Origin of the sequence: Halomonas sp. SIMBA_159 (genome assembly GCF_046536035.1) — a bacterium.
In the GTDB taxonomy this organism is placed as follows: Bacteria; Pseudomonadota; Gammaproteobacteria; order Pseudomonadales; family Halomonadaceae; genus Vreelandella; species Vreelandella venusta_A.
In genome coordinates this window covers 1-228 of record NZ_JAWJBT010001870.1, presented here as the reverse complement: position 1 = coordinate 228, position 228 = coordinate 1, and the positions used below count along the sequence as shown (strand labels likewise).

The following is a 228-nucleotide window of genomic DNA, read 5'->3' as shown; positions in this document are numbered from 1 at the left end:
ACCCGCACCATGCGGATCGCGGCCGAACCGGTCCGGGCGGCGCCGCAGGGCGCGTGAAGCGACGGGATGGACCCGATGTTCGCAGTGGTGAAGACCGGCGGCAAACAATACCGTGTCGCCAAGGACGATGTTATCAGGGTCGAACGGCTCGCCGCCGAGCCGGGCGATGTCGTCGCGCGGGACGAGGTGCTGATGGTCTCGGGGGATGACGCCGCGCCCAAGGTCGGG

General features: G+C 69.7%; 1 protein-coding gene. It reads left to right on the top strand.

What is annotated here, in order from left to right; genetic code table 11:
• Positions 1 to 66 precede the first annotated feature (66 nt).
• On the top strand, positions 67 to 228 hold a 162-nt coding region (locus R0J87_RS25660; RefSeq protein WP_498889834.1), incomplete at its 3' end, for a large ribosomal subunit protein bL21.